We start from the raw sequence: 1,815 nt of genomic DNA, 5'->3' as shown, positions 1-1,815 counted from the left end.
GGCCGCCGAGGACGCCATCACCGCCGGCGAGGTCGACCTCGCCCGGGACGTCGCCCGCGAGGTGCTGACCCGGGCGACCGTGCCCGCCGAGCGGGTGCGGGCCTGGATGGTCGTGATCGAGACGGCCGGCCACACCATGACCGAGGTCGACGCCGTCTTCCCGCAGGCCCTGGCCGACGCCGGCGACGACCCGCGGCTGCTCGCCCTCGTCCACTACCAGATGGCCTGGCGGGCCCTGATCGTGGAGGGCGACTTCACCGAGGCGCGCGAGGCCGCCGCGCACGCGGCGGAGCTCGCCGAACGCGGCGGCGACCGGCGCACCGAACTCCTGGCGCTGGCCTTCCTGGCCCAGATCGAGACCCTGATGGGTCATCCGGCGGCCCCCGCCACCATCAAGCGGGCGATGAAGGAGCCGCAGGACCCGAGGGTGGCGTGCCATCACAACGGCGCGGGCAGTGCCCGGTTCCGCTGGCTGGTCATGGGCGACCAGCTGGCCGAGGCGCGCACGACCGTCACCGCCCTGCTGCGCGAGGTGCGGCGGCGCGGCTCGGTGGAGAGCGAGGTGCACTTCCTGCGCGGGCTCGCCGAGACCGAACTGCGCTCCGGGCACTGCGGCCGGGCGCTGGAGCTGGCCCGCGAGAGCCTCGCCCTGGCCCGGGACTCCGGGATCGGCGAGACCGCCTCGGGCATGCTCACGTCCCTCGCGGAGGCCTCCGGCGGCGACGTGGACCGGGCCCTCGCGCTGGCCCGGGAGGCGGTCGGGCACGCCGAGCAGGACGGCGACCAGATGTACCTCTCCCGGGCCCTGGGCGCGCTCGGCTACGCCCAGTTGGTGGCCGGGGACCCGGCGGGCGCGGTGCGCTCGCTGCGCCGGGTGCGGGAACTGGAGCAGCACCTGGGCATCACCGACCCGGCGCGCGGCCGCTGGCACGGTGACCTGGCCGAGGCTCTCGTCAGGGTCGGCGCCCCGGACGAGGCGCAGGACGTCATCGACGTCACCCGCGAGCACGCGCTGCGGCTCGGCCGGGAGAGCGTGCTCGCGGTCCTGGACCGCGCCGAGGCCCTCGTCCGCGCCGCCCGCGGAGAACGCGACGCGGCCGTCGTTCAGTTGACCTCCGCCCAGGACCGGCTCGGCAAACTGGGCTACGGCCTGGAGGAGGCCCGCGCCGCCTTCGCGCTGGCCCAGCTGCGCACCGGACGCTCGGGGCGGACGCCCTACGAGGAGGCGGCGCGGCTGTTCCGCCGGTGCCGGGCGCTGCCCTGGCTGCGTCAGGTGGAGGCGGCCCTCACGGCACCGGAGCCCGAACCGGAGCCGGTGGTCACCGCGCCCGCCGCCCTGGACGCGCTGGCGGGACTGGCCTCGATGGAGCGTCAGGTGGCCGCGCTGGTCATGGAGGGGGCCACCAACCGGGAGATCGCCGCCCGGCTGTTCATCAGCGTCAAGACGGTCGAGGCGACCCTGACCCGGGTCTACCGCAAGCTGGGCATCCGTTCGCGGGTGGACATCGTCCGATTGGCGGCAGGCCGCCGCGCACACTGAGCACCGCTCTTGTTAACTGGGCCGGACCGAGGGTTTTCCCTGCCCCGTTCCCCTAGGGGGTTCCCTCATTGGGAGGAGGCTGTGCCCGGTCCTAGCGTGAACCCATGCCGCTCGCCCGGGCACTCGGGTCGGTCCCGCGGTCCCCGTGCCTCACCCCCACACCCGCGCGTCCCCCCACCGGCAACCCCCACTGAGGAGACTCATGTTCGGGCCACACCAGCGTGCTCCTGCTCCAGCTCTCCGCCCCCGCGGAGGCCGGCGCCAACTCCGCGGCC

1 protein-coding gene is annotated in these 1,815 nt (G+C 75.3%); it reads left to right on the top strand.

Annotated elements, in window-relative coordinates; genetic code table 11:
- The coding region (locus tag ABZX30_RS38075) for a LuxR C-terminal-related transcriptional regulator (protein ID WP_355943023.1) at positions 1 to 1,540 on the top strand (1,540 nt) is incomplete at its 5' end.
- Between the last annotated feature and the right edge of the window lie 275 nt (positions 1,541 to 1,815).

The sequence above is a fragment of the Streptomyces sp. NPDC004542 genome (assembly GCF_040610035.1).
Lineage (GTDB): Bacteria > Actinomycetota > Actinomycetes > Streptomycetales > Streptomycetaceae > Streptomyces.
The sequence above is the reverse complement of the archived record's forward strand: the minus strand, read 5'-3'. Positions and strand labels throughout refer to the sequence as shown.